This window comes from Kitasatospora sp. NPDC059827, assembly GCF_042731675.1.
GTDB lineage: Bacteria > Actinomycetota > Actinomycetes > Streptomycetales > Streptomycetaceae > Kitasatospora.
The window spans coordinates 82,539-103,808 of sequence record NZ_JBHWIV010000005.1; the positions used below are offsets into that span (position 1 = coordinate 82,539).

Genomic DNA, 21,270 nt, shown 5'->3' on the forward strand with positions numbered 1-21,270 from the left:
CCCACCCATGACCAGTGATTCGGCGGCGTCGGAGGCGGAGGCCACCGCCCGGCGCTGCGCGGAGGCCATGTACGCCGACGACCGGACCTGCCAGTCGCTCGGCATCACCATCGACCAGGTCGGCCCCGGCCGCGCCACCGCGCACCTCAAGCTCGCCGACACCATGGTGAACGGCCACGGCACGGCGCACGGCGGGTACCTGTTCCTGCTCGCCGACGCGGCCTTCGCCTACGCCTGCAACACCCACGACGTCGCCACCGTGGCCCAGGCGGCCCAGGTGACCTTCCTGCGCCCGGCCTCGGCCGGGGACGAGCTGGCCGCCGAGGCGGTGGAGCGCTCCCGGTTCGGCCGCAGCGGGATCTACGACGTCACGGTGCGCCGGGCGGACGGCAAGGTGATCGCTGAGTTCCGCGGCCAGAGCCAGTCGCTGCCGGGGCAGCGCGTCACGTCGTCCGGCCCGCAGTCGAAGGACAGGTGATCCCCATCGACACCGCACCCGACACCACCGCACCCGACATCCGGGCCTGGGACCGGCGGGCGCTCCGGATCACCGAGGAGATCATCGACCGGGTCGAGGCCACCGACCTCGACCGGCCGACCCCCTGCTCGGAGTGGACGCTGCACAAGCTGCTGGCCCACATGATCGGCCAGAACCACGGCTTCGCCGCCGCCGCCGAAGGCGTGCGGACCGAGCGCGCCGACTGGGCGGACCGCGAGTTCGGCGACGACTGGGCCGGTGCCTTCCGGGCCTCCGCGGCCCGGGTGGGCCGGGCCTTCGCCCGGGAGGGCGTGCTGGACACCGAGTTCTGGCTGCCCGAGGTGCGCGGCGGGCAGATGTTCCCGGCCCGTACGGCGATCGGCTTCCACTTCGTCGACTACGTGGTGCACGGCTGGGACGTGGCCGCCGCGATCGGGGTGCCCGTCGAGTACGGGCCCCACCTGCTCGACGCGGTGCTCCCGTACGTCGAGGAGGTGCCGGACGGGAGCAACCGGCTCCAGCCCGGGTCCTCCTTCCGGCCGGGGCTGGCCACCGGCAGCACCGACCGGCTGGACCGGATCCTGGCGATGCTCGGACGCTCGCCCCGTTGGCCGGCCGAACCGGGCGACCCGGCCGGCGCGGTCGAAGCGGCCGCACCGCTGTCCGGCTCCGCGGAGCCGGGGGAGCCGGGCGCCGGGGCGTGACCCGCGCGCGCAACCTCCCCCTGCTGCTGGCCGCGACCTTCGCCGTCTTCTCCGACTACGCGCCGCTGCTCTCGGTGGTGCCGCTCTGGTCCGCGACCGGGGGCTCCTCGGGCGTCGGCGCCGGGGCGGCCACCGGGGTGACCATGGGCGCGGGCATCCTGGTGCAGCTGTGCATGGGCCGGCTGGTCCCGGCGCTCGGTCTGCGCCGGCTGCTGATGACCGGCTCCCTGCTGCTCAGCCTGCCGACGGCGGCCTACCTGCTGTCGCCCGCGCTGGGGTGGGTGCTGGCCGTCTCGGCCGTCCGGGGCGCGGGGTTCGGCATGGCCGCCGTGGCGGGCAGCGCGCTGGCCGCCGAACTGGCCCCGCCGGGCCGGCGGGCCGCGGTGGTCGGCTGGTACGGGGCCGCCGCGGGGCTCCCGCAGGTGGTCTGCCTGCCGCTGGGGGTGTGGTGCGCGCAGACCTTCGGCTTCCCGGTGGTGTTCCTGGGGGCGACGGTGCTGGGCGGGCTCGCGGTACCGCTCGCGTGGGCGCTGGTGGTGCCGGCCGCGGTGCCCGCCGCGGTGCCCGCCGACGGGCCTGCTGCGGTGGAGCCTGCCGTGCTGGCGCCGACGGCTCCACCGCACCCGCCGGCCGGCGGATTCGCCCCGCTGGTCGGCCTGTTGGCGCTGCTGGCCGCGAGCGCGGCCGCGGTGGGCGGCGTCACCTCGTTCGTGGCCTTCGCGCTGCCGGCCCCGGGAGCGGCGGCGGTGGTGCTGTTCGCGCTGTCCGCCGCGATGATCCTGGGCCGGCTGGCGGCGGGCGGGCTCGCCGACCGGTTCGGCGAGGGCCGCACGCTGGTCCCGGCGGTGATCGCCGCGGCCCTCGGCACGGGCGGCATCGCCGCGGCGGTGCTGCTCACCGCTGCGGCGACGGTCCCGGCGGCCCTGGCGGCCGCGGTCTGCGGGGCGGGGTTCGGGGCGTTGCAGAACGAGACCCTGGTGCTGGTGTTCGCCCGGACCGGACCGGCCCGCCGCGGTATGGCCAGCACCGCCTGGAACATGGCGTACGACGTGGGCACCGGGGCCGGCTCCCTGCTGGTCGGTGTCGCCTCCCGGCTGGTCGGGGTGGGTGGGGCCTTCCTGCTGTCGGCCGTCGCGGTGGCCGCGGTGCTGCCCGCGGCGTGGGCGCGGCCCGGGCGGCCCCGGTCGGGTCGGGTGCCGCTGGGGGAGTCGCAGCCCGGCTCCTCGCAGCCCGGTCAGACCGGCGCGGGGACCGGGACCCGTCGGCGGACCTGACCGGGAACGGTGGCGTCCGCCAGTCGGGCCGCGCAGTCCGCGATCGCCCGGATCCGGGCGTTCTCCTCGGCGGTGCGCCAGATCAGCGCCACCGGCGCCGGTGGCAGGTCGTGGATCGCGACGAACGCCACGTCCGGCTGGGCGTAGTAGCGGGCCACCGACTCCGCCAGCGGCGCGACCCCCTTCCCGGCGGCCACCAGGGACAGGATCTCCTGGCAGGTCTGCACCTCCTGCCCCCGGCGCAGCACGTGCCCGGCGGGCGTCGCCAGCGGCAGGTGGAAGTCCCGCCAGTAGTCGGGCGCGGTGTTCGCCAGGGCGAACACCGTCTCGCGCGCGATCTCCTCGATCGAGATCGACTGCCGCCCGGCGACCGGATGGTCCAGGGCGACCGCCAGCATCCGCGACTCCAGGCCGATCACCGGCCCGACCGTGATGTCCGGCTCCTCGATCGGCAGCCGCACCACCAGGGCGTCCACCTCGCCCCGGCGCAGCGGGCCGAGCAGGTCGCTGCAGGCCACCTCGTGCAGGGTGATGTCGCACTCCGGCGCGTACGCCTGCCCGGCGCGTATCAGGCCCGCCGCGTACGACCCGCCGGCCGCGCCGGTGAAGCCCAGCCGCAGCTGTCCGTCGACGCCGCAGGCCTGGGCCACCGTCTCGGAGTACGCGGCGGTCATCTCCTGGTAGAGCGGCTTCAACCGGTCGACCAGGCCCACCCCCAGCTTGGTCAGCCTGACCTGACGGCTGGTCCGCTCGAACAGCTGGCCGCCGATGCGCTGCTCCACGTCCCGCAGCGTCTGGCTGACCCTGGACTGCGACACGCGCAGTCTCTTGGCGGCCTGCCCGAAGTGCAGTTCCTCCCCGAGTGTCAACAGTGTCCGTACCTCGCGCAGATCCAGCACCGGAACCGCCCCCTCCCGAATAGACATGTCTGCCTCAACAGATCGCACGGTCCTTACAATGCCTCATGACCAGCCGCCTGTTCGGGTAATCCTCAGTCTCCCGAACCCGGAAGCGTCGGTTCACGCAGTGGCCGGATTCGTGCGGTGGCGGCCGACTTCCGGTGTGGCGGGCGGGCGCCCGGACCACCCCTGGCATGACCGGCGTCATGGGGGTGCGAGGGGTGGCGGAGTGTCCGGAGGCCCCCGACCCGACGGCCCGAGTGCGTCCATTCCTGACGGTTCCGATACTCGATGAGGTGTTGACGCGACTAAGGACGCTGATACTCTGTCGATCACGCAGACAGCTCAGGGGTGCATGCCGACTACGGGGAACGGGTCGGCGGCGGCCGGAGCTGGACCGGGTGACGGTGCATCAGGCCACTTGAGGGAGTGGCCCGTTGTGCCGTGCCCGGTCGCCTGCGGTCCGATTGTCCGGGGTTCACGGGGGTGCATCGATGCAGGGCATGGCTGGGCGCGAAGCGGACGGTCTCCCGCCCCGGGCGGTCGCGGTGGTCGGGATCGGCTGCCGCTTCCCGCAGGCGGACGGGCCGGAGGCGTTCTGGCGGCTGCTGCGCGCCGGCGGGGACGCGGTCACCGGGCGCCGCGGCGACCGGGGGCCGGCCCGCGGCGGCTTCCTCGACCGGGTGGACGGCTTCGACCCGGAGTTCTTCGGCATCTCCCGCCGCGAGGCCGTCGCGATGGACCCGCAGCAGCGGTTGGCGCTCGAACTGGCCTGGGAGGCCCTGGAGGACGCCAGGACCGGACCGGCCGGGCTCGCCGGGAGCCGGACCGGCGTGTTCCTCGGCGTGATCGCCGACGACTACGCCGCACTGCTGCACGGCCTCGGCCCCGAGGCGGTCACCGGGCACACCCTGACCGGACTGCAGCGCGGGGTGACCGCCAACCGGATCTCCTACGCGCTGGGCCTGCACGGGCCGAGCCTGGTGGTCGACACCGGGCAGTCCTCCTCGCTGACCGCCGTGCACCTGGCCTGCGCCAGCCTGCGCAGCGGCGAGTCCGAACTCGCGCTGGCCGGCGGGGTGAGCCTGATCCTGGCGCCGCAGAGCACCCTGGCCCTGGAGCGGGCCGGGACGCTCTCGCCCGCCGGGCGCTGCCACACCTTCGACGCCCGCGCCGACGGCTACGTCCGCGGCGAGGGCGGCGGGATCGTCGTCCTCAAGCCGCTGGAGGCCGCCGTCCGGGACGGCGACCGGATCCACGCCGTCATCCGCGGCAGCGCCCTGAACAACGACGGGGCGACCGAGACGCTGCCCACCCCCGGCCGGGCCTCGCAGCGGCGGGTGCTGCTCGCGGCCTGCGCCGACGCGGGCGTCGAGCCGGGCGAGGTCCAGTACGTCGAACTGCACGGCTCGGGCACCCGGGCCGGGGACCCGGTCGAGGCCGCCGCGCTCGGCGCGGCGCTGGGCACCGCCCGGGCGGCGGGCGACCCGCTGCTGGTCGGCTCGGTCAAGACCAACATCGGCCACCTGGAGGGCGCGGCCGGGATCGCCGGGCTCATCAAGGCCGTGCTGTGCGTCGGCGCGCGCGAACTCGTGCCCAGCCTGAACCACACCGGGCCCGGCGCCCGGATCCCGCTGGACGACCTCAACCTGGCGGTCAACACCGGACTCCGGGACTGGCCGGCGCCCGAGCGGCCGCTGCTCGCCGGGGTCAGCTCCTTCGGCATCGGCGGCACCAACTGCCACGTGCTGCTGGCCGACTGGCGCGCGGGCGAGCCCGCGCCGGCGGGCGGCGGGGGCGCGGCCGGGGCGCTGCCCTGGGTGCTCTCGGGGCGGGACGAACCCGCGCTGCGGGACCAGGCGGAGCGGCTGCGCGCCCGGGTGGCGGAGCGTCCGGAGCTCGGACCGGCCGCGGTGGGCCGCTCGCTGGCCCTCACCCGCAGCACCTTCGAGCAGCGCTGCGTCGTCGTCGCGGACGACCGGGACGCCTTCCTCGCCGCCCTGGCGGCACGGGTGGCCGGGCAGCCGTCGGCGGCCGTGGTCGAGGGCCGGCACGACGGGCCGCCGGTCCGTCCGGTCTTCGTCTTCCCCGGCCAGGGCTCGCAGTGGGCCGGCATGGCGGCGGAACTGCTCGACGGATCGCCGGTCTTCGCCGAACGGATCGACGCCTGCGCGCAGGCCCTCCGCCCGTACGTGGACTGGTCGTTGACGGACGTGCTGCGCGGCGCCGAGGGAGCGCCGGCGCTGGCGGGCGACGAGGTGATCCAGCCCGCGCTGTGGGCGGTGATGGTGTCGCTGGCCGCGCTGTGGCGCTCGGCCGGGGTGGAGCCCGCCGCCGTGGTGGCCCACTCCCAGGGCGAGATCGCCGCCGCCACCGCCGTGGGCGCGCTGTCGCTGGCGGACGGCGCGCGGATCGTCGCGCTGCGCAGCCGGGCGCTGAACCGGATCGCCGGCCGGGGCGGCCTGCTGTCCGTCGAACTGCCCTCCGGGGAGGTCGGGTCGGACCTCGCTGCGGTGCACCCGGCGCTGTCGGTCGCGGCCGTCAACGGCCCCGCGCACACCGTGGTGGCCGGCCCGCCCGACGCGCTTGACGCACTGGCCGCCCACTACGGGCCGCGGGTGCGCACCCGCCGGGTGCCGATCGACTACGCCTCGCACAGCGCGGCCGTCGAGGTCCTGCGGGAGGAACTGCTCGCCGCCTTCGCCGGGGTCGCCCCGCGCGCCGTCGACGTGCCGTTCCACTCCACCGTCACGGCGGCGCCCGTGGACACCGCGGAGCTGGACGCCCACTACTGGTACCGCAACCTGCGCGAGCCGGTGCGCTTCGGGCCGGCCGTCGAGCGGCTGCTGGACGCGGGCCACACCGCCTTCCTGGAGATCAGCCCGCACCCGGTGCTGGCGCTGGGCCTCCGGCAGGCGATCGACGCGCGCGGCGGTGCGGGCGCGGTGCTCGGCACGCTCCGGCGCGGGCGCGGGGACCGCCGCCGCTTCCTCACGGCGGCGGCCGAGGCCTTCGTCCGGGGCGTCGCGGTGGACTGGGCGGCGCTGCTGCCCGGCACGGCGCCGCTGGTCGACCTGCCGACGTACCCGTTCCAGCGGCGCTCCTGCTGGCCGGCGGGGCTGCCGGGGGCGACGCCGGAGGAGAGCGGGGACACGGCGGACGCGGCCGTTCGAGCGGCGGTCCACCCCGCCGCGTACCCCGCTGCGCCCGTACCGCAGGCGCCCGTCACACCGCAGGCCCCCGTTACGCCGCAGGCCCCAGCCGTGGACCAGCGGGCGCTGCTGGAGCTGGTCCGGAGCCACACCGCCGTGGTGCTGGACGCCGGCTCGGCCGCCGAGGTCCGGCCCGGCCGGACCTTCCGGGAACTGGGCCTGGACTCCGCCATGGCGCTCGAACTGCGCGACCGGCTGTCGGCCGCGACCGGCCTGGCGCTGGAGAGCACCGTCCTGTACGACCACCCCAGCCCGGCCGCCCTGGCCGGCGCGATCGGGGCGCTCCGGGCCGGCCCGGAGCCGGTGGCGCAGCCCCCGGAGGCAGCCGTGACCGGTGCGCCGGGGACCGACGCGGCGCCGGAGCCGGACGAGGACGACCCCGTGGTCATCGTCGGCATGGCCTGCCGCTACCCCGGCGGGGTGCGCTCGCCCGAGGACCTGTGGCGCCTGGTCGACACCGGGACGGACGCCACCGGGGACTTCCCGGACGACCGCGGCTGGGACCTGGCCGCACTCTTCCACCCGGACCAGGACCGGACCGGGACCTCGTACGTCCGCCGGGGCGGCTTCGTCCGGGAGGCGCCGGACTTCGACGCGGAGTTCTTCGGGATCAGCCCCCGCGAGGCCCTCGCCATGGACCCGCAGCAGCGGCTCCTGCTGGAGGTCGCCTGGGAGGCCCTGGAGCGCGCCGGGATCGACCCGACGGCACTGGCGGGCAGCCGGACCGGCGTGTTCGCCGGCGCGATGCACGCCGACTACGGGCCCGGCATGGAGACGGCCGGCCCCGGCGTCGCCGGGCACCTGCTGACCGGCACCAGCGTGAGCGTGGTCTCCGGCCGGATCGCCTACCTGCTCGGCCTGAACGGCCCCGCGCTGACCGTGGACACCGCCTGCTCGGCCTCGCTGGTGGCGCTGCACCAGGCGGTGCGCTCGGTGCGCTCCGGGGAGTGCACGCTCGCCCTGGCCGGCGGCGTCACCGTGATGGCCACCCCCGGCATGTTCGTCGAGCTCTCCCGCCAGCGGGTGCTGGCCGCCGACGGCCGCTGCAAGGCGTTCTCCGCGCAGGCGGACGGCACCGGCTGGGGCGAGGGCGCCGGGATGGTGGTGGTCGAGCGGCTCTCCGCCGCCCGCCGCCACGGCCACCCGGTGCTGGCGGTCGTCGCGGGCAGCGCCGTCAACTCCGACGGCGCCTCCAACGGACTGTCCGCGCCGAACGGCCTCGCCCAGCAGCGCGTCATCGAGGACGCCCTCGCCGACGCCGGGCTCACCCCGCGCCAGGTCGACGCCGTCGAGGCGCACGGCACCGGCACCGCGCTGGGCGACCCGATCGAGGCGAACGCCCTGCTCGCCGCCTACGGGCAGGACCGGGACGGGCGGCGGCCGCTGTGGCTGGGCTCGCTCAAGTCCAACATCGGGCACGCCCAGGCGGCGGCCGGCGTCGGCGGCGTGATCAAGATGGTGCAGGCGATCCGGCACGCCACCCTGCCCGCGACCCTGCACGTCGACCGGCCGTCCCCGCACGTGGACTGGACGGCCGGAGCGGTGGCCCTGCTCGACCGGGCCCGGCCCTGGCCGCGGACCGGCGGGCCCCGGCGCGGCGGCGTCTCCTCCTTCGGGATCAGCGGCACCAACGCGCACGTCATCCTCACCGAGCCGCCCGTCGTCGCGGCCGGAACCGAGGCCGGAACCGAGGCCGGAACCGACGCCGGAACCGCGGAGCAGCCGCAGCGCCCGCCCGTGGTGCCCGTGGTGCTGTCCGCCCGCACCCCCGAGGCGCTGCGCGAGCAGGCCCGGCGGCTGGCCGCCGCCCCGCTCGACCCGACCGCGGCCGCACCGGCCCTGACCGCCCGTACGGCCTTCGACGAGCGCGCCGTGGTGATCGCCGCCGACCGCGCCGAGGCCGACCGGGCGCTGGACGCCCTGGCCCGCGGCGAGGAGAACCGCGCCGTCGTCACCGGCCGGGCCGGCGAACCCGGGCGGACCGTCCTGGTCTTCCCCGGCCAGGGCGGCCAGTGGCAGGGGATGGCGGCGGCGCTCGCCGCCGAGAGCCCGGTCTTCGCGGCCCGGCTGGCCGAGTGCGAGCGGGCGCTCGCGCCGTACGTGGACTGGTCGTTGGCGGACGTCCTGGCCGGGGCGCCGCTGCTGGACCGGATCGACGTCGTGCAGCCCGCGCTGTGGGCCGTGATGGTGTCGCTGGCCGAACTGTGGCGCGCCGCCGGGGTCGTCCCGGACGCCGTGGTCGGCCACTCCCAGGGCGAGATCGCCGCCGCCGTGGTGGCCGGGGCGCTCTCGCTGGAGGACGGCGCCCGCGCCATCGCGCTGCGCAGCAGCGTGGCGATCGAGCTGATGGGCAAGGGCGCGATGGCCGTCGTCCCGCTGCCCGCCGCGCGGGTGCGGGAACGGCTCGTCGAGCCGCTGGCCGTCGCCGCGGTCAACGGCCCCGGCAGCACGGCCGTGGCCGGGCCGCCGGCGGCGATCGCCGAACTGGTCGACGGCTACCGGGCCGAGGGCGTCGAGGCCCGGGTGATCCCGGCGGCCTTCGCCTCGCACTGCCCGGCGGTCGAACCGATCCGGGAACGGATCCTGGCCGGGCTGGCGCCGCTCACCCCGCGCGGCGGCGGCACGGCGCTGATGTCCTCGGTCACCGCCGACTGGCAGGACGGCGCCGGGCTCGACGCCTCCTACTGGTACGCCAACCTGCGGCACACCGTGCGCTTCCAGGAGGCCGTCGAGGCGCTGATCGCCGCCGGCCACACCACCTTCGTCGAGGTCGGCCCGCACCCGGTGCTGGTCGGCAGTATCGGCCGGATCCTGGAGGAGGCCGGAGTCGAGGGGACGGTGACCGGCTCGTTGCGCCGCGAGGACGGCGGACTGCGCCGCTTCCTCACCTCCGCCGCCGAGGCCTACGTCCGGGGCCTGCCGATCGCCTGGGACCGGCTCACCGGCGCCGGTACCGGCACCGCCGCCGACCGCCCCGAGCTGCCCACCTACCCCTTCCAGGGGCGCCGCTACTGGCTCACCGCCACCGCCGGACCGACCGGCACCGCCGGCCTCGGCCAGGCCCCGGCCGACCACCCGCTGCTCGGCGCGGCCGTCGAACTCGGCGACGGCGAAACGGTGTTCACCGGACGGCTGGCGACCCGCAGCCACCCCTGGCTGGCCGACCACGCCCTCGCCGGTGCGGTCGTGCTGCCCGGCAGCGCCTTCCTGGACCTGGCGCTGCACGCGGGTGCCCGGTCCGGGGCGGCAAGGATCGAGGAACTGACCGTCACCGCACCGCTGGTGCTGCCCGCGGACGGCGCCGTCGACCTGCGGGTCCGGATCACCGGCGAGAACGGCGCCGGGCTGCGGACCTGCCGGATCTCCGGCCGGGCGACCGGCGGGGAGTGGACCGAGCACGCCACCGGCACCCTCGGGGCCGCTGGAGCCGTACCGTTCGAGGAGGCCGGGGAGGCCGGGGAGTGGCCGCCGACCGGTGCCGTGCCGGTGCCGCCGGAGCGCGCGTACCAGGACCTCGCCCTGCACGGCCACGCGTACGGGCCGGTGTTCCAGGGGCTGCGGGCCGCCTGGCGGCGGGACGGCGAGCGGTTCGCCGAGGCCGTCCTGCCCGAGCCGGCCGCCGAGGCCGCCGGGGCCCACCACCTGCACCCCGCCCTGCTCGACGCCGCCCTGCACGGGCTGATCGCCGACGCGCTGGGGCAGCAGGGGCGGCGCACCCAGCCGCTGCGCTGGCGCGGCGTGTCGCTGACCGGCGGTGCCGGCCCGACGGCCCTGCGGGTGCACGCGGTGCCCGCCGCGGGCGGAGGCCTCCGGCTGACCCTGCGGGACGCCTCGGGGGCCGCGGTGGGGCTGGTCGAGTCGGTCGAGCTGTGCCCGGTCGCGGAGACCGGCGGCTCGGTCGATCCCGAAGCCGCCGCGCGGGACTCGCTGTTCGCGCTCGACTGGGAGCAACTCGATTCCCTCGAAGGCAATCTGACGGAACATCATGGATCTGTTCCGGGGGACGCCCTCGATCTGGAGGCGCTGTGCACGGCGGCCGAGCCGCCCGCACACGTCCTGGTGGACTGTCCGGCGGGCGCGGACGGGACCGATCCGGCGACGGCGGCCCGTACCGTGACCCGTCGGACGCGCGACCTGCTCGGCCGCTGGCTGGCCGAGGAGCGGCTCGCCGGGGCCCGGCTGGTGCTGGTGACCCGCGGGGCCGTCGCCGTCCGAGGCGGCGAGACCGTCCGGGACCTCGCCCAGGCGGCGGCCTGGGGGCTGGTGCGGACGGCCCAGGTCGAGCACCCGGGCCGGTTCGTCCTGGTCGACCTCGGGCCGGAGACGGCCGGGGTCCCGGCCGAGGCGTTGATGCCGGAGGAGCACCAGCTGGCCGTCCGGGACGGATCCGTCCTGGTGCCCCGGCTGCGATCCGCGGCGGGGGAGCGCGCGTTGACGATCCCGAAGGACGCGGTGGACTGGCGGCTGGACCTCTCCGAGCCCGGCACCCTCGACGCCCTGGAGCTGCGCCCCTGCCCCGAGGCCGCCGCCGCACCGGGCCCCGGCCTGGTCCGGATCGCGGTCCGCGCCGCCGGGCTCACCTTCCACGACGTCCTGGGCGCGCTGGACCTGCACACCGGGGACCCGGGCCCGCTCGGGCTGGAGGGCGCGGGCGTGGTCACCGCGACCGGCCCCGGGGTCACCGGGCTGACCGTCGGCGACCGGGTGATGGGCCTGTTCCCCGCCGCCCTCGGCACCGTCGCCCACGCCGACCACCGCACCCTGGTGCGGATCCCCGAGGGCTGGTCCTTCACCCGGGCCGCCGCCGTGCCGGTCGCCCACCTGGCCGCCCTGCACGCCCTGGTCGAACTGGGCGGGGTGCGCGCGGGCGACGCCGTGCTGATCCACGCCGGGGCGGGCGGTGTCGGCACGGCCGCCGTCCAACTCGCCCGGCACCTGGGCGCGGAGGTCTTCGCGACCGCCGCCCCCGCCAAGTGGCCCGCCCTGCGCGCCCTCGGGCTGGACGACGCCCACCTGGCCTCCTCCCGTGAGCCCGGCTTCGGCGCGCGCTTCGCCGAACTCCCCTCCGGTGCACGGGGGATGGCGCTCGTACTGAACTCGCTGACCGGTGCGGCCGTGGACGAGTCCCTGCGGTCGCTGCGCCCCGGCGGCCTGCTGGTCGAACTCGGCCGGGCCGACCGGCGCGACCCCGCCGAGGTGTCCGCCGCCCACCCCGGGGCCCGCTACCGGGCGATGAACCTGCTGGAGCTGCCGCCCGAGCACCTCGGCCGGCTGCTGCGCCGGGTGGTCGAGCTGTTCGCCGAGGGCGCGTTCGGCCGGGCGCCGGTGACCGACCTGGACGTGCGGCGCGCACCCGAGGCCTTCGGGCTGCTGAGCCGGGGCGGGCACGTCGGCAAGGTCGTGCTGACCGTGCCGCCGGTGCTCGACCCGGACGGGACCGTCCTGATCACCGGCGGCACGGGCGCCATCGGCCGGGCCCTCGCCCGGCACCTGGTCACCGCCCACGGTGCCCGACGGCTCCTGCTGGCCGGACGGCGCGGCGCGGACGCGCCCGGCGCGGCCGAACTCGCCGCCGAACTCGCGGAGTCGGGCGCCGAGGTGCGGTTCGCCGCGGTCGACGTCGCCGACCGGGCCGCGGTGGCCGCGATGATCGCCGCCGTCCCCGAGCGGCACCCGCTGACCGCCGTGGTCCACGCCGCGGGCGTCGTGGACGACGCGCCGATCACCTCGCTCACCCCCGACCGGATCGACCGGGTGATGCGGACCAAGGCCGACGGCGCCTGGCACCTGCACGAGTTGACCGCCGGCCACCCGCTCACCGCCTTCGTGCTGATCTCCTCGGTGATGGCGACGCTCGGCGGCGCCGGGCAGGGCGGCTACACCGCCGCCAACGCCTTCCTGGACGCGCTCGCCCGGCACCGCCGCACCCAGGGCCTGCCCGGGCTCGCCCTCGGCTGGGGCCTGTGGGACGACCCGGACGGCATGCTCGGCGGGCTCGGCGCCGCCGACCGCGCCCGCTTCGCCCGGGCCGGACTGGTCGCGATGGCGCCCGAGCTCGGCCTCGCCCTGCTGGACGCGGCCCTGCTCTCCCCGCACGCCGCCCTGCTGCCCGCCCGGCTGGACCGCGCGGCGCTGCGCGAGCTCGGCGGCGACCTGCCGCCGGTGCTGCGCTCCGTCCTGGCCGCCGCCGGGCCGCAGCGGCCCGGGAGCGCCCCCGGGCGGCGCAACCGGCCGCTGCGGGAGGAGCTGGCCGGGCTGGGCGCCGACGAACGCGCCGAGCTGCTCGCCGAGTTGATCCGCACCCAGATGGCCGCCGTCCTGGGCTGCCGGCCCGAGGCCGTCCCGGCCGACCGGCCGTTCGGCGAGCTCGGCTTCGACTCGCTCACCTCGGTCGAGTTCCGCAACCGGCTCGGCGCGGCGACGGAGGTCAAGCTGCCCGTCACCCTGCTGTTCGAGGCGCCGACCCTGCCGGAGCTGGTCGCGGTGCTGGACGCCGCGCTCGCACCGGCCGAGGCGGCCGATCCGGAACCCGTGACGGCGGCGGCGGAACCGCAGGTGGTGGCAGCGGAGACGGCCGATCCGGCGGAGGACGTGGCGGCGCTGATCGAGGCCGCCACCGCCGAGGAGCTGTTCGCCTTCATCGACGCCCAGCTGACCTGACACCGCCCCCACCCCCCCACCGGCCACCCCCACCCTCCCCGCAAGGACCGATCCGTCATGGCATCAGCAGCAGTGACACCGGCAGCCGACGAGAAGCTGCTCGGCTACCTCAAGCGCCTCACCGTCGACCTGCACCAGGCCCGTGAGCGCCTGCGCGAACTGGAGGAGGGGCCGCAGGAGCCGATCGCGATCGTCGGCATGGCCTGCCGCTACCCGGGCGGCATCGACTCGCCCGAGGCCCTGTGGCGGCTGCTGGCCTCCGGCGGGGAGACCGTCGGCGCGTTCCCCCGCGACCGCGGCTGGGCGGAGGGCCTGCACGACCCCGTCGGAGGCGCGGGCCCGAGCCTGACCGGCTCCGGCGGCTTCCTGCCCGACGTGGCCGACTTCGACGCGGCCTTCTTCGGCATCAGCCCGCGCGAGGCGCTCGCCATGGACCCGCAGCAGCGGCTGCTGCTGGAGACCGCCTGGCGGGCCTTCGAGGACGCCGGGATCGACCCGGAGTCGGTGCGCGACAGCGAGACCGGGGTGTTCACCGGGCTGTCCTGCCTGGACTACGGGCAGGGGCGCGGCGAGGTGCCCGAGGAGGCGGAGGGCTTCCTGACCACCGGCTCGGTGGGCGGTGCCGCCGCCGGCCGGATCTCGTACACGCTGGGCCTGCGCGGTCCCTCGCTGACCGTGGAGACGGCCTGTTCGTCCTCCCTGGTGGCGCTGCACCTGGCTGTGCAGTCGCTGCGCCGCGGCGAGTGCGCGATGGCGCTGGCGGGCGGCGCGACGGTGATGGCCACCCCGCAGCTGTTCACCGAGTTCACCCGGATGCAGGGGCTGTCACCGGACGGCCGATGTCGCCCGTTCTCCGCGCAGGCCGCGGGCAGCGGGCTCGCCGAGGGCGTGGGCGTGCTGCTGGTGGAGCGGCTGTCGGACGCCCGGCGGCTGGGCCACCCCGTACTGGCCGTGGTGCGCGGCAGCGCGGTGAACCAGGACGGCGCCAGCAACGGCTTCACCGCGCCCAGCGGCTCGGCCCAACAGCGGGTCGTCCGGCAGGCGTTGGCCGACGCCCGGCTCTCGCCCGGCGACGTCCAGGTGGTGGAGGCGAGCAGCACCGGCACCCCGCTCGGCGACCCGATCGAGGCCCGCGCCCTGCTGGCCGCCTACGGGCGCGACCGCGACCCCGGGCAGCCGCTGCGGCTCGGCTCGCTCAAGCCCAACATCGGGCACACCCAGGCGGCGGCGGGCGTCGCCGGGGTGATCAAGACCGTGCTGTCGATGCGGTACGGCCGGCTCCCCGCCACCCTGCACGTCGCCGAGCCCACCCCGCACGTCGACTGGTCGGCGGGCGCGGTCGAGCTGGTCGCCGAGGCGAGCGACTGGCCGCCGAGCGCGGGGCCCCGGCGGGCCGGGGTGTCCTCGCAGGGCATCACCGGCACCAACGCCCACGTGATCATCGAGGAGGCCCCGGCGGCCGCCCCCGGCGACGGCGCGGAGGCGGCACCGGACCGTCCGGAGCTGCTCACCCTGTCGGCGAAGACACCGGCCGCCCTCGCCGAACTCGCCCTTCGCTACGCCGAGTTGCTCGATTACGGGCTCGCCGACCGGTCGCTCGCGGAGATCTGCCGGACCACCGGCCTCGGGCGGGCGCACTTCCCGCACCGGCTCACCGCCGTCGCCTCCTCCACCGCCGAGCTGCGCGGGCTGCTCGCCCGGACCGGCCCGGACGGGGAACGGCCCGCCGGGGTCCGCCGCGGGGCCCGTACCCCGGAGGGCGGGCGCGGCCCGGTGTTCCTGTTCACCGGCGGCCCGGAGGGGCGGTTCGCCGACGCGGCGGCCGAGTTGGCCGCGACCGAGCCGGTCTTCCGCAGCGCCCTGGAGCGGTGCGCCGAGCAGCCCGGGGACCGGCCCTCGGCGTCCGCCGTCCAGTACGCGCTGGCCGAGCTGTGGCGGTCCTGGGGCGTGCAGCCCGCCGCCGTCCTCGGGCACGGCGCCGAGGGCGAGGCGCTGGCCGCCCGCGTCGCGGGCACGGCGAGCCCGGCCGCCGCCGGCACCGCCGCTACCGCCGATACCGCCACCGAGGCGGACCGGCGGTTCGCCGAGGGCCTCGCCGCGCTGCTGCGCGAGGGGCACCGCGCCTTCGTGGTGCTCGGCCCCGCCTCCCCGCTCCTCGACCGGGCCCGGGCAGACGCCGGGGACGCCGGGGACGCCGGGTTCCTGCCGTCGCTGCGCGCGGGGGAGGACGCCCGCCGCACCCTGCTGGACGGTCTCGGCGCGCTGTACGTCCGGGGTGCCCGGATCGACTGGGCGCGGGTGCACGGCGAGCCCGTCGGCCCGCCCGTGCCGCTGCCCGGCTACCCGTTCCAGCGCGAGCGCTACTGGCTGTGGAACGGCGACCCCCGGCCGGAGGGGACCCCGGCGCACGGCGGCGGGCCGCTGGTCGCCCAGGTGCGGCTGGTCGGCGCCGACGGTGCGCCGGTGGCCCTGGCCGAGGGCGTACGGCTGGAGGCGGTGCCGAGCGCCGTCGCGCGGCCGGAGCGGGCCGTACCGGGACAGGCCGTAGCGGAGCAGGCCGTACCCGGGGACCGGGACGTCGACGTCGCCGCGCTGGTGGTCGGCATCGTCGGCCGGGCGCGCGGCGCGGCCGTCACCGGCGAGGACCTGCACCGACCGCTGCGCAGCCTGGGCGCCGACTCGCTGATCGCGATGGACATCCGGCAGACCCTCGCCCGGCGGCTCGGCGTCGACCTCCCGCTGCCCGAACTGCTGGACGGCCGGAGCGTCGCCGAACTCGCGCAGCGCGTCCGGGCCTCGTACGGCGGTGCCGCCACCACCCCGGCGGAGCGGCCCGGTGCGGTGCTGGTCGCCGACCCGGCGGCCCGGTACGAGCCGTTCCCGCTCACCGACCTCCAGCAGGCCTACCTGGTCGGCCGGACGGACGCCTTCGAGCTGGGCAACGTCGCCACCTCCTTCCTGGTCGAGCTCGACCTGACCGACACCGACCTCGACCGGCTCGCCGCCGCCCTGCGGCAGCTGATCGACCGCCACGACATGCTCCGCGCGGTGGTCTCCCGGGACGGGTACCAGCGGGTGCTCGCCGAGGTCCCCGCGTACCGGATCGCCACCGCCGACCTGCGGACCCTCGACGCGGCCGAGCGGGCGGAGCGCCTCGCCGCGACCCACCGGGAGCTGCGCGACCGGGTGTTCGACACCGAGGCCTGGCCGCTGTTCGACGTCCGGGCGACCCTGCTGGACGAGCGCACCACCCGGCTGCACCTCACCTTCGACGCGCTGATCGTCGACGGCCGCAGCTCCGGCGTGCTGTTCCGGGAGTGGGCGCAGGCCTACCGCGACGGCGCCCCCGCGACGCCCGCCCCCGGCGTCAGCTACCGCGACTACGTGCTCGCCGCCGCCCGCACGGACGCCGAGCGGCGCGCGGAGTCGCTCGCCTACTGGCAGGCCCGCCTCGCCACCCTGCCGTCCGCGCCCCGGCTGCCGCTGCGCCCCGGGGCGGTACCGCGCCGGCCGGTGTTCACCCACCGCACGGCCCGGATCGAGCCGGCGGCCTGGCAGCGGTTCCGGGCGAACGCCGACGCGGCGGGCGTCTCGCCCTCGGCGGCCCTGTGCGCCGCGTACGCGCAGGTGCTGGGCGCCTGGAGCGAGTCGCCGCGCTTCACGCTCAACCTGCTGGCCTTCCACCGGCGGCCGCTGCACGAGGACGTCGCCCGGGTCCTCGGCAACCTCAGCGCGACCACCCTGCTGGAGGTCGACGCCGCCCCCGCCGAGTCCTTCGCCACCGGCGCCCTGCGGCTCCAGCGCCAGTTGCTGACCGACCTCGACCACGGCTACGTCAGCGGCGTCGAGGTGCTGCGCGAACTCAACCGCACCCGGGCCGGGACGGGCCTGGCGAGCATGCCCGTGGTGTTCACCAGCACCATCGGCTTCTCGGCGCAGGACGCCTCCGGCGAGGGTGGCGGCGCCCTGACGGCGCTGACCGGGCTCGGCCGCTCCGGCCGGCTGGCCTCCAGTTCGGTCCGCACCCCGCAGGTCTGGCTCGACCACCAGGCCCTGGAGGAGGCCGGTGAACTGGTCCTGAACTGGGACGTGGTCGAGGAGGTGTTCCCCGACGGCGTGGTCGACGGCATGTGGGAGGCCTACCGGGAACTGGTCCGGGAGCTGTGCGGCGAGGGGGCGTGGCGCCGGCCGGCGGCCGTGCCCGTGCCCGCCGCCGACCTGGCCCTGCGACGGGCCGCCAACGCCACCGACGCCCCCGTCCCGGCCGAGCTGCTGCACGACGGCTTCCTGCGGCAGGCCGCGGCCCGGCCCACCGCCCCCGCCGTCATCACCGCCGACCGGACGCTGAGCTACGGCGAGCTGGACCGCCGCTCCGACCGGATCGCCCGCCGGCTGATCGCGCACGGCGCGGGCCCGGGCGTGCCGGTCGGCATCGTGACGGACAAGGGCTGGGAGCAGGTGGTCGCCGCGCTGGGCGTCCTCAAGGCCGGCGCCGCCTACGTGCCGGTGGACGCCGCGATGCCGGCCCGCCGGCTGCGGATGATCGTCGAGGCCGCCGGCATCGGGCTGGTCCTGACCCGCTCGGCGCTCGCGGAGACCCTCGAACTGCCGGACGGCACACAGCTGGTGAACGTCGACACCGAGCCGGAGGAGGACGGCTCCGGCGAGCCGCTGCCGCCCTCCCCGGCCCGGCCCGAGGACCTCGCGTACGTCATCTTCACCTCGGGCTCCACCGGCGTGCCCAAGGGCGTGATGATCGAGCACACCGGCGCCGTCAACACCCTCCGGGACGTCAACGACCGGTACGGCGTGAGCGCCGAGGACCGCGTCCTCGCCCTGTCCGCGCTCAACTTCGACCTCTCCGTCTACGACGTCTTCGGCCTGCTCGCGGCCGGCGGCGCCCTCGTCCTGCCCGACGAGGCCGCGCGGCGCGAACCGGCCGCCTGGCTGGAGCTGGCCGAACGGCACCGGGTGACGGTCTGGAACAGCGTCCCCGCGCTGATGGAGATGTTCACCGACCACCTGCGGGCCGTCGGCGGCACGCCCCCGCTGCGCCTGGTGCTGCTGAGCGGCGACTGGATCCCCGTCACCCTCCCCGAGAGCGTCGCCGAGCTGCTGCCCGGCGCCCGCGTCCACGCCCTGGGCGGCGCGACCGAGGCGTCCGTCTGGTCGATCCAGCACCCGGTCGAGCGGACGGACCGGGAGCGGGCGAGCATCCCGTACGGCCGGCCGATGCGCAACCAGCGCTTCCACGTGCTGGACGAGGCGCTGCGGCCGCGCCCGGCCCTCGTCCCCGGCGACCTGTACATCGCCGGCACCGGCCTGGCCCGCGGCTACCTCGGCGACGAGGCCAGGACCCGCGCCGCCTTCCCGCACCACCCGGTCACCGGCGAGCGGCTCTACCGCACCGGCGACCTCGGCCGCTACCTGCCGGACGGCGAGATCGAGTTCCTGGGCCGCGCGGACTTCCAGGTGAAGATCCAGGGGCACCGGATCGAACTCGGCGAGGTCGAGGCCGCGCTGCTGCGCCGACCGGGCGTGCGGGCGGCCGCCGCGGTGGCCGAGGGCGAGCCGGGCGGGCCCCGGCGGCTGCTCGGGTACGTGGTGGGCGACACCGCGTCGGCCGAGCTCCCGGAGGAGGAACTGCGGGCGGCGCTCGGCCGGGAACTGCCCGGCTACATGGTGCCCGCCCGGATCGTCCGGCTGGACGAACTGCCGCTGACCGACAACGGCAAGGTGGACCGCCGACGCCTGCCCGCGCCGGGGGAGACCGCCCCGCGCTCCGCCGCGACCGTCCCGCCGCGCGACGCGGTCGAACGTCAACTCGCCGGAATCTGGGCCGAGTTCTTCCCGAACACGGCCACCCGGGAGCTCGGCGTCACCGAGAACTTCTTCGACCTCGGCGGCGACTCGATGCTCGCGGTGCGGATGATGGCCCGGATCCACCGGGACACCGGCCGCTCGCTCCCCGTCGCCACCCTGCTCGCCCGCCCGACCGTCGAGTCGCTCGCCGAGGTGCTGCGCGAACGGCCCGCCGACGAGGGCCGGGCGGCGCTCGTCCCGATCCGGTCCACCGGCAGCCGGCCGCCCCTGTTCCTGATCCACCCGGTCGGCGGCGACGTGCTCTGCTACGCGGGGCTCGCCGCCCTGCTGGACCCGGACCAGCCGGTGCACGCCCTCCAGTACCCCGACCCCGAACCCGCTCCGACCGTGGCCGAGCTGGCCGCCCACTACGCCGACGCGATCACCGCGCGCTTCCCCGACGGCCCGTACCGGCTCGGCGGCTGGTCCATGGGCGGCGTGCTCGCCCTGGAGGCCGCCGCGCTGCTCACCGCCCGCGGTGCCACCGTCGAACTCGTCGCGGCCGTCGACCTGTTGGAGCCGCCCGGCCCGGCCGGGCCGCAGTCCGACGCCGACCTGCTCGCCCGGTTCGCCCACGACCTCGCCGGGCTGGCCGGACGCGACTGGCACCCCGGCCCGGAGGCCTTCGCGCCCACCGGCGACCGCACCCCGACCGCGGAACTGCTCACCCGGGCCCGGCGGGCCGCCGTCCTCCCGGACGACGTCGACCCCGCCACCCTGGACCGGCTCGCGGGCCGCTTCCTGCACCTCAGCCGCGCCCTGGCCGAGCACCGGCCCACCCCGTACCGGGGCCGGGTCCGGCTGCTGCGCGCCATGGACGGCGCCACCACCGGCACCACCCGCCGGTGGCTGGACCTGCTCGGCGACGCGGCCGAGGCCGTCGACCTGCCCGGCGACCACTACACCGTCATGCGCCCGCCCCACCTCCCCGCCCTGGCGGCCGAGCTCGACAAGGCGCTGGGCGACCTGTGACCGACACCCACCGGCCGGACCGGCCGAGCTTGGAGGACGAGCGGATGACCGTCGTCGAACTGCCGCCCCGGGCCCCCGGATCGGGGCCCACCGCCGGCGAGGTACTGGACCGGGTCCGGGCCTTCGCCGCGACCCTGCCGGCCCGCGCGCCGGAGGTGGAGCGGCGGGGGCGGATCCCGGCCGACCTGCTCGACGGCCTCAGGGCCACCGGACTGCTGCGCGCCGCCCTGCCGCCCGCCCTGGGCGGGGTCGAGCTGACCGCGCCGCAACTCACCCGGGCCGTCGACCTGTTGGCCGAGGGCGACGCCTCGGTCGCCTGGTGCGCCGCCGTCGCGCTCAACGCCTCGCTCGCGGTGGTCTCGCTGCCCGCCGAGGTGTTCGCCGAGCTGTTCCCGGACCCGGACCTGATCACCGCCACGGTGCTGCCGCCGCTCGGCCGGGCCGTCCGGCACGACGGCGGGTACCTGCTGTCCGGCCGGTGGACGTACGCCAGCGGGATCACCCACGCCGACCGGCTGCTGGCCGGGTTCCTGGCCCCCGACGGCGCCCCGCGGGTCGCGGTCCTGGACGCCGCGGACGTCCGGGTGCTCGACACCTGGCACACCACCGGGCTGCGCGGCACCGGCTCCCACGACGTCGAGGTCGCCGACCTGTTCGTCCCGGACCGGCACACCTTCGCGCCCCCGGCGGCCGGCGCCCCGCAGCCGCTCCACCTGCGCGCCGACAACCTGGCCCTCAAGATGGCCGGCGTCCCGCTCGGCATCGCCCGCTCCGCGCTGGCCTGCGCCCGGGAACTGCTCACCGCCCGCGGCCCCGCCCTGCCCAGGCCCTCCGCCCCGGCCGACCTGGCCCACGCGGAGGCCCTGATCGGCGCCGCCGACGCCTACGTCTACACCACCCTGGAGCGGGCCTGGGCCGCCCAGGCCGCGGGCCGCGCCCCCGAGCGCGGCACCGCCGCCCTCGCCCGCCAGTACGCCCACCGCGCCTGCCGGGAGGCCGTCCAGCACCTCTACGACCTGGTCGGCTCCGCGGCCGTCTACACCGAGCGCACCCCGCTCGACCGCTGCCTGCGCGACGTCATCACGGCGGGCCGGCACGTCGCCTCCGCCGAACGCGTCCTGGACGCCGTCGGCGAGCTCCGCCTCGGCGGCGACCCGTCCTCGTCCCACCTCTGACCTGCGCGAACCGATGGACCGGGCGCCGTCCTCC

General features: G+C 77.2%; 7 protein-coding genes. 6 read left to right on the plus strand and 1 reads right to left on the minus strand.

Features of this window, described 5'->3' with window-relative positions; genetic code table 11:
• The first annotated feature begins 7 nt into the window (after positions 1 to 7).
• From paaI to ACFV8H_RS05050, 3 genes are read left to right on the plus strand one after another with little or no spacing between them, the layout of a single operon-like run.
• Positions 8 to 478, plus strand: coding sequence for a hydroxyphenylacetyl-CoA thioesterase PaaI (gene paaI / locus ACFV8H_RS05040; RefSeq protein WP_380396569.1), 471 nt, complete (start codon positions 8 to 10; stop codon positions 476 to 478).
• On the plus strand, positions 475 to 1,182 hold the full coding sequence (locus tag ACFV8H_RS05045; protein ID WP_380396570.1) for a TIGR03086 family metal-binding protein: 708 nt from the start codon (positions 475 to 477) through the stop codon (positions 1,180 to 1,182). Before paaI ends, ACFV8H_RS05045 begins: the two co-directional genes overlap by 4 nt.
• A complete protein-coding gene (locus tag ACFV8H_RS05050; protein ID WP_380396571.1) occupies positions 1,179 to 2,456 on the plus strand; it encodes an MFS transporter in 1,278 nt (425 codons plus the stop codon). The genes ACFV8H_RS05045 and ACFV8H_RS05050 overlap by 4 nt, the downstream gene beginning before the upstream one ends.
• Here the strand turns inward: ACFV8H_RS05050 and ACFV8H_RS05055 are convergent.
• Positions 2,417 to 3,382, minus strand: coding sequence for a LysR family transcriptional regulator (locus tag ACFV8H_RS05055; RefSeq protein ID WP_380396572.1), 966 nt, complete (start codon positions 3,380 to 3,382; stop codon positions 2,417 to 2,419). The two genes, ACFV8H_RS05050 and ACFV8H_RS05055, sit on opposite strands and share 40 nt — an antisense overlap.
• 476 nt (positions 3,383 to 3,858) lie before the next feature.
• Here ACFV8H_RS05055 and ACFV8H_RS05060 point away from each other — a divergent pair, with 476 nt between their 5' ends.
• Genes ACFV8H_RS05060 through ACFV8H_RS05070 form a run of 3 tightly spaced genes read left to right on the plus strand, consistent with a single transcriptional unit; the run spans position 3,859 to position 21,236 of the window.
• Complete coding sequence (locus tag ACFV8H_RS05060) at positions 3,859 to 13,227, plus strand: type I polyketide synthase (protein ID WP_380396573.1); 9,369 nt, start codon at positions 3,859 to 3,861, stop codon at positions 13,225 to 13,227.
• A 57-nt stretch (positions 13,228 to 13,284) separates the two neighbouring features.
• Entirely contained in the window at positions 13,285 to 20,061 is a 6,777-nt protein-coding gene (locus ACFV8H_RS05065; RefSeq protein WP_380396574.1) for an amino acid adenylation domain-containing protein, read from the plus strand.
• Positions 20,058 to 21,236 carry an acyl-CoA dehydrogenase family protein gene (locus tag ACFV8H_RS05070; protein ID WP_380396575.1) on the plus strand — a complete coding sequence of 393 codons (1,179 nt, stop codon included), beginning with the start codon at positions 20,058 to 20,060 and terminating at the stop codon, positions 21,234 to 21,236. Before ACFV8H_RS05065 ends, ACFV8H_RS05070 begins: the two co-directional genes overlap by 4 nt.
• Positions 21,237 to 21,270: the final 34 nt, after the last annotated feature.